This window comes from Mangrovihabitans endophyticus, assembly GCF_014646155.1.
Taxonomy (GTDB): Bacteria; Actinomycetota; Actinomycetes; order Mycobacteriales; family Micromonosporaceae; genus Actinoplanes; species Actinoplanes endophyticus.
In genome coordinates this window covers 1-7,413 of record NZ_BMMX01000087.1, presented here as the reverse complement: position 1 = coordinate 7,413, position 7,413 = coordinate 1, and the positions used below count along the sequence as shown (strand labels likewise).

General features: G+C 68.7%; 3 protein-coding genes. 1 reads left to right on the top strand and 2 read right to left on the bottom strand.

Annotation, left to right across the window (positions count from 1 at the left end; genetic code table 11):
* Positions 1 to 302: 302 nt before the first annotated feature.
* Complete coding sequence (locus tag IEY73_RS32290) at positions 303 to 1,244, bottom strand: hypothetical protein (protein ID WP_189083148.1); 942 nt, start codon at positions 1,242 to 1,244, stop codon at positions 303 to 305.
* 987 nt (positions 1,245 to 2,231) lie between these two features.
* On the opposite strand from IEY73_RS32290, the gene IEY73_RS32285 reads away from it, so the two are divergent.
* The gene (locus IEY73_RS32285) at positions 2,232 to 2,948 is read left to right on the top strand and encodes a hypothetical protein (protein ID WP_229716377.1); all 717 of its coding nucleotides are present in this window, start codon (positions 2,232 to 2,234) and stop codon (positions 2,946 to 2,948) included.
* A 139-nt stretch (positions 2,949 to 3,087) separates the two neighbouring features.
* On the opposite strand, the gene IEY73_RS32280 is transcribed toward IEY73_RS32285, so the two are convergent.
* Positions 3,088 to 6,594, bottom strand: coding sequence for an nSTAND1 domain-containing NTPase (locus IEY73_RS32280; protein WP_189083147.1), 3,507 nt, complete (start codon positions 6,592 to 6,594; stop codon positions 3,088 to 3,090).
* Between the last annotated feature and the right edge of the window lie 819 nt (positions 6,595 to 7,413).

Genomic DNA, 7,413 nt, shown 5'->3' with positions numbered 1-7,413 from the left:
CCCCGCACGGCCCACCGGGTTCGAGCCCCGCACGGCCCACCGGGTTCGAGCCCCGCACGGCCCACCGGGTTCGAGCCGCCCGTTATCTCCGATACGGGCGGCTCGAACGCATCGAAACGCATTGAACGGTGGCCTCATCGACGAACGCTGTCGGCCGACCTTCACGTTCGGGATACTCTGCTCATCGGAGCCGGCGGTTTCGCAGCCAACCGGGTAGTCCTCCAAGGGGAGCCCATCTTGAAAGGGCTCCCCTGCTTCTAACGGCATGCCCGGCTGTACGTCCCGCCGTTGAGACAAAGACGCTATCGCTGGTGCCAGGACCCCGCTTCATGATCGACATAGTCAGCGACCGCCGTCGCGGCTTCGGCGTTGAGGGCACGCGATGCATGCGTCGCAGCCAACGCGGCGCTCCGGCGGGCAAGATCCTCGGCAGCGCGGCCAGACTGGCTGCGGCGGCGTTCGTTCTCCTCGGCGGCGGCCAAGGCCGCGTCGATAGCGGCCGCGGCGTCCGCCAGCCTGGCCATCCGGGCCAGGTCCGCACGGAGCCCGCGGATAGCAGCCGCTATGTCACGCTCCCCCGCGACGGCCTGCTCCCGCAGTTCTGGGTGATCAGCAGCCTCGCAGACAGCATCCATCATGGCCGCCGTTGCAAGTCCGGTCTGCGTCAGGTGCCACACCGCCGCGTCCAGCTCGCGGTCGTCGACACAGCTGGCCAGCCACTGCTCCTGGTACGCCCGACTGCCGGCAGTCCGATCACGCAGGCGCAGGGCATCGGCTAACAGGCTCCCGACCCGCGGCGCGTCCCGTGCCAGTTCGGCCAGGACTTCGCCGGGCACATAGCGGCCCCTATAGCGACGGCGCAGCAGCGGCGCTCTGCGTCGTACCGCCCTCACCGCCCCGACCAGCCAGCAACCGGCAGCGCCCAGTACGAGCACCGCGCCCTGCCCCGCTAACAACCAGATCAGCTCGCCCAACCGGGCATGTTTCCAGCCCAGGCTGCCATCACCGAGCACGACCCCGACGACCAACGCGCAGTTCAGACACCACCAACCCAGACACGCCACTCCCGCTCGCGCCCAACGTCGGGCATCAGCGACTGGCGTATTCCACGGCTCGTACTGCGCCGGCCGCGCCGAAGTGTCCAGCCGTGCCAGCCGTCGGCGCGCACGAACCGGCACCTCCGGGTCGACAACAGCGCATGACCCAGCCATCATCGGCCGCCGCAACTCGTCCGCGCCCAGCACCGCGCCCACCTCCAGCTCAACCGGTCCCCCGCGCCCCCGCGGCAACCGAACAGCGAAGCCAGTCGAACCACCGAAGCTTCGACGAATTCCAGACCAGCGATCCTTTCCCCCTCGCGGTCGCTACCGCAACCCCTGCAGGACAGCAGCGCCGGCGGCAAGCCGGGCCAGCGCCTGCCCCGGATCCGGGCGGTCCGAGGACAAACCAAGCGAGCGAGCGCGCGCAGAGTCCCCACCTGGACCGATGAAGATCATCACGGCGCAACGGAGTCGGAGGCGGCGACCCGCATCTGACCTGACGCTGGGCCATCCACCCCGATCGAACCGGGCTCACCCCTTGCCCCGCCGCCAACCCACTGACCGACCTATCGCCTATACGGGCAGGTCAGCCGCTATGGCTAGACGTCCCCGCAGGGAGCAGGTCTGGGATGTATCCGGCCACCGAGATCCACCTGCAACTCGACCGCATTTGCCCAGCTCAGCGGCAGGTTCCGGCCGCGTTTGGGGGCGCGTTTCGGACCCTCCGCGTACGGCACCAACCTGCTCCCACCGGCCCCACCCTCAGCACAGCAAGCCAGCCACGGTGAGTGATCGCCGGGACGGCGAACGAGCGTGTCAGCGACGCGGGTGAAGCCGATCTTGCTCAACCCGCAGGGCGTCGAGTACGCAGACGACAGCGACCTCAACCAGTCCGACCCGCCAGCTTCACCCACAGCACATCACAGACTTTCGCGTTTATCGCGGCAGATCCGTGCAGTCGATCTTGGAACGGGCGACGGCGCCCGGGGCGGGTCCGGCGCCATGATCGCGTGATGCTGTACAGCGAGCGGTTCTGGTGGACGGTAGGCCCCGTCGCGGGGATGCTGTTGGGCGTCCTCGACGCGGTTGTCACCGTGTGCCGGTGATGCTGGGCGCGGGCGATACCGCGAGTGCTGAGCGTGGTGGCTGGTCGCAGGCCGCGGAGTTCGCCGGTCTGATCCTGGATGCCGGATGGGCGTGGGCGGCGACAGCCGTGCTGGCGGGGTGGTGGGTGAGCCGTCCCTCCGCGGCGCCCGGATCGCGGCTACCAGATCTGGATGGTCCCAATCCGTACGGGGCGCGGATGCCCGCTTCGCCAAGCGCAGTTTTGTCGGAGGTGCCTGGCATCATCCCGGCAACCGCGTTCGGATCAAGCCAAAGGAGACTGCCGTGAGCGATGGCCGCGCTGATTTCGATTTCATCTTCGGCCGCTGGCGGATACGTAACCGCAAGCTGCGTGAGGTCACCGACCCGAACTGCGCCGAGTGGGTGGAGTTCGACGCCGTCGCATACGCCGAACCCATACTCGGCGGGCTGGGCCACGTTGACCGGATGTGGGCCGAGGGAGCACCCGGCGAAGAACCGTTCGAGGGTTTCACGTTGCGGCAGTTCGACCCGCAGGCCCGGGTATGGCGGATCTGGTGGGCCTCCAGCCGCCGACCCGGTCACCTTGATCCGCCGGTCGAGGGCGCATGGCACGTCGGCACAGGCACCTTCGACGCCGACGATGTCATCAACGAGCGGCCGGTGAAGGTGCGCTTCGAGTGGACCAGCCAGACACCCGACTCGGCCCGGTGGCAGCAGAAGTTTTCGTACGACCAGGGCCAGACCTGGCGGACAAATTGGGTCATGGATCTGTCCCGCGTGCCCGCCGATGCGATCGACTCGCGTTTCCCCCGCACGTCCTGACAGTGCACTACTTTCGGCAGAACAATGCATCGTTTCGTTCCTTGTCTGTTCTGCACTACGTTCCGTAACGTGAGCGACTGAGCCGAAGTGTTGATCGCGTCGGCGGCCGCATGTCCTCCGCCATGCCGGCCCAGGTTCGTCATCCTGGGAGGCCATAGCGCTGGCGGTCCTCGGCGGTCAACGTCCGCGTCGCGTTGTCGGCGGCTGGGGGCGTCGCGAAAGCGGCGGAGGGCGTCCAGGCGAAGATTGTGCCGTTGCTGGTGGTAGCAGTGAGCCGGGCGGCCCAGTGGAGGTCGAGGACGCCGCCGCGTGGACAGTCGACGACGGCGAGCGGGCGGCCGTCGAGGGCGCGCCAGATGGACAGGACTCCGTGGAGGCCGACACCGGCCAGGTAAAGCCCGTCGGGTGACCAGCACAGATGTCGCACCGTGTCGTCGTTGCCTACCCACCGTACGTGGGGCCGCTGCTCAGCCGCGTTCCAGATCTCGATCTGCGATCCGAGCGCCGCGGCCAGTCGCTCCGAGTCTGGCGACCACGCCAGCGCGGAGATCCGCTCAGATCTGCCGGTTTGCCATTGGCCGGCCGGTGAGTAGTCGTCGCCCCGCCAGAAGACGATGTCGTGCTCGGTCATGGTCGCCGCGATGAGCTGGCTGTCTGGGGACCAAGCGAGGATGCTGTTGCTTCGTTCTCCGCCGGTCAGGGCGGCGATCTGGCGTGCTTCCGCGACGTCCCAGACGGTCAGCGACCGGTCGGTCCGCTCGTAGAAGTCCTGGTTCCAGACCAGCAGCCGGGAGCCGTCGCCGGACCAGGCCAGCGAGTAGGCCCACGGAAAGGTCATCTGCGGCCGGATCCGCTTGGGTGTGCGTCGGGGTGGCCGGCCCCATCGCGCGCGCAGATCGCCCGTGTCGGCGTCCCACACGCTGACCTGCTCCTGGCAGCTGGCGGCGATCAGTCCGCCTTGCGGCGACCAGGTCAGGGCGTGTGTTCCGCGTTCATCGAGGCGCTGCGGCGCCCCACCCGACGCCTCGACGATCTCCAACGGCATGCCTAGGCGGCCGATGGCGGCCCGCCGGCGATCGGGCGACCAGGCGATCTTAGAGATGTCGCCGGTCGCCAGCCGACGGAAGCTGCGAGCCGGCACGTCCCAAATCTCAACGTCGCGCGAGGAACTGCCCAGACCGATCCTCGCACCGTCCGCGGACCAGGCGATCTGGGCCACCTCGTGCTGGCGGGCCCGCCGTTCGAGGATTTTGCCGGTACCGAGGTCGAACAGCGCCACCCGCTCGTGACGGCGGATGCGGTCGACGGCGAAGGCGATCACCTCACCGGTGGGTGCGAACGCCAGAGCCTTGTGCAACCCGGCCAGTGAGCACGACGTGAGTGTGCCACGGTCGGTGTTGTAGATGCGCAGCGTTCGCTGATCCCGCCGGAGAACGTCGAGGTTACGCAGCTTGAGCGCGGGCGCCGCGCCGACGGCGAGATGGACGCCGTCGGCCGACCAGGACAGTGTGGGCGTCGACCATGACACGTCAGCCTGGAGGATCAGCTCCTGCTGCTCTCCCATCGCGTACACCCGCAGCTGGTCATCGGTCGCGACGGCGAGCCGGTCCCCGCACGGCGACCAGGCGGTCGCCCGGACATGGTCGACCGCCAAGCTGGCGATCAGCTCCGGCGCCTCGCCGGCCAGACGATAGACGTCAACGGTTCCCCGGTCGAACTGGCCGGCGAGGAGACCGCCGGCGCCCCAAGAGACCGTGTCGAACGAAGCGCCGAGACTGCCCTTGCGGCTCGAGAGCAGTCGACAGTCGTCCACTCGCCACAGACCGGCGCCCCGGTCGCGTTCGGTCAGCGCGTAGCGGCCGTCTGGACTAAGAATGGTCTTGCCGGCGAGTCCTGCCTCGACGGCGAAGCTCACGGCCGCCAGCCGGCCGTCCTGGTCCCAGGTGCAGACCCGCCCGGCCTGGTCCGCGGTGCGCAGCCGGCGGTCGTCCGGAAGCCAGACGACCGAGGTGATCCCGGACGTGTGGCCGATGGCCAAGCAACACGTGTCCGGCACCGCCGTCAGGCCCCAGAGCGTGGCGTTCGCAGCCGCCGACGGCGCCAGCTCCGTGATCGCTGCACGCACCAGGGCCACGGCCAGCTCCCGGTCCTGCTCGCGTAGCTGCTGAGCCGACTCCGCGACCCGCTCGGAGCGGCTGACGCGCTCCTTCCGGTCGGCCTCCCACGACGCCTCCAGCAGCCGGAGGGCGACATCCGATACCGCGGCCTCCTCGGCCAGGGCCGCGGCGTCAGCCAGGGTCTGGCCACGGAGCAGGTCGTCGTCGCGCGGCTGGGCCTGCCACGCGACGGCACGGTGTTCGAGGCGGGCGATCCGCCGCAGGCGACCCTCGTTGTCGGCGATCAGGGTGGCGAGGTGTCCCCAGTGCCGGAAGATGGCGTCATGGGTGAGCTCGAGGCAGTCGCCGTCGGTCACGTCGACAACCAGCCGGGCCGTGCGGAACTCCTCCAGGATCCGCACCTCGGCCTCGTCTAGCGATGAGCGCGGGATCGGCCGCCGGACCGCCCGATCGTTCTCCAGGCTGATACCCCGCAACAGCGCCCGATCGATCGAGGCCGCCGGGAACTCCTTGGCGAGCGACTCGTACAACTGGCGGGCGTGGGTCGCGATGGCACCGCCGACCTCGCCGACGCTTTCGTACTGAGCGATAGTGATGTGCCGGTCGGTCGATAGACGCTGTAGGAGGTGACCGAGCAGTGGCAGGGCGTCGCCGACCGTAGCGTCCGCGACGATCCGATCCACGAGGTCGTCCTCGAAGGTGATCCCGGCGGCCCGGGCCGGCCGCACGATCGCCTGCCGAATGCGGGCGGTGTCCAAGGGGCCGACCGCGATCGGCCGTGTGACGAGGGCGTCGGGCTGGTCGGTCAGGTGGCGCCTGAACTCGGGGCGCACAGCTACCAGCAGCCGCAGCTCGGGCAGCCGCGCCAGGGTCCGGCCGATCAGGCACCACCAGGCGTCACGGTCGGCGGCGCCGGTCATGGTGTAGAGGTCTTCGAGCTGGTCGACCACGAGCACGGCGGGCCCGGACAGCCGCGCGAGAAGTTCAGCCGCATCGGCCCCTTCGTCGCGCAGAAGCCGTGCGGCGCGGCCCACATTGTCCGGCATCCCCAGTGCCGTGGCCATGGCCAGGAACGGGTCAGTCGCCGGCCGGATCGGGCCGACCACCCGCCAGCGCTTCGGCAGCCGAGGCAGCACGCCCGCACGCAGCAGCGAGGACTTCCCAACCCCAGACGGGCCGACGACCGCGACCACCCGCCGCGGGGGAGCTATTCCGGCCCGTTGCAGCCGATCGAGGATCTCGCTTGTCTCCCGCTCCCGCCCGAAGAAGACAGCAGCGCGGTCTTCGTCGAAGGCGGACAGGCCGGGGTACGGGCTCTCCGGGCCGCGCCAGACGACCGCGGACCGACGGTCGGCGACATAACGCCAGACGAACCAACCAACAATGCAGAGCGGCAGCCAGAGGTACGGGTACCGGGCGACCGGCCGCAGCGGCCCCCACCAGGTGTCGGTCTCCGCAGTCAAAATGTTGATCGCGATACCAACGAACATGGTGCCCAGCAAGCCACCCATCTCGCGCCGGTACTCCACGCGCCCATCGCACTACTCGCCGCCACAGACACGCCAGCCAGTGCCCGATTTCGGACAGCAAGGCCACCCGGCCAGCGGACCTGCCGCGGGTCGTCCGGCACCGGAATCTCTTCGACGTTCGAATTGACGCATCGACTTCGGCGAACTGCGGTCGCCGACGAGGTGGCCCGTTGGCCAGCTACGAGATGACCGCGGCGCCAGTCTCCCGTCCGGTTCGCACCTGGCGCGCCACAGCGGCGGATCGTGACGCAGTGTACGGATCGTCGCGCACCGCGGGCACAAGTAGCGGCAGATCCGTGCACGGCGGACCGGAAGGGATTTTGAAAACTCCCAGCGGGGCAGCTGATCGCTTTCTGACGCTCCTGTGCTCCTCGCCCGCCCGGCCGGGAGCGCAGCAGCTAACTCTACTCACTCGAGGGACGGCGCGGTCGGCGCATCCAGGGTTCGTTCCTTGAGTGGGTTCCGGTTTGGGGTTTCCGCCTGGCGGTGACGGATGACTGGGCAGTTCTCTGGGACGGGTTCATCGATCAAAAGGACTTCACACGGGGAAGCGCAGAGTCGAAAGGCCGATCATCTATCGGTTGTTCGGAGGGTGTGGGGGTTCATATCTTGGCATGTCACATTGCTGACAAGCGGACGGAGATCGATTTCTATCGCCTCCCTGCATGGCCTTGCTATTTTGCCGCGGGTCGGCGAGATCCGCCGGTGCCACTACGGCGCTGCGCTCGCCACCATCTAGTATTCCAGCCGGGGATGTTGACCTTGGCTGGTCGAGTGTCGGGTGGTGAGAAGACGAAGGCAGCCACCGTCGATCATGGA

Bases quoted from the DNA above. Each gene is read 5' to 3' on its own strand.
- IEY73_RS32285 (WP_229716377.1), top strand. From the start codon at position 2,232: ATGGGCGTGGGCGGCGACAGCCGTGCTGGCGGGGTGGTGGGTGAGCCG.